The organism is Mediterraneibacter sp. 210702-DFI.5.30 (assembly GCF_020560115.1).
Taxonomy (GTDB): Bacteria; Bacillota; Clostridia; order Lachnospirales; family Lachnospiraceae; genus Mediterraneibacter; species Mediterraneibacter faecis.
This window is the reverse complement of record NZ_JAJCME010000218.1, coordinates 1-225: the sequence shown is the minus strand read 5'-3', so window position 1 is coordinate 225 and position 225 is coordinate 1. Positions and strand designations below refer to the sequence as shown.

At 49.3% G+C, this 225-nt stretch carries 1 protein-coding gene; it reads right to left on the bottom strand.

Annotation, left to right across the window (positions count from 1 at the left end):
* Positions 1–174: AAA family ATPase (locus LI126_RS16185; protein WP_227165764.1), on the bottom strand; the 174-nt coding region annotated here is incomplete at its 3' end.
* Positions 175–225: the final 51 nt, after the last annotated feature.

Genomic DNA, 225 nt, shown 5'->3' with positions numbered 1-225 from the left:
ACCACGCAGAGTTTTGGCCGACTGCTCACCCAAAACCCAGCGAATGGCCTCGATGATATTTGACTTCCCACTGCCATTGGGGCCAATGATCCCGGTCATTCCCGGACGAAATTCAATTGTTGTTGGTTGGGCAAATGACTTAAAGCCATCCAACGTAAGCGACAATAAGCGCATCGGGATTCCCTGCCTTTTAGTTATTTTTGCGCAGCTGATTCAAAGCTGCCT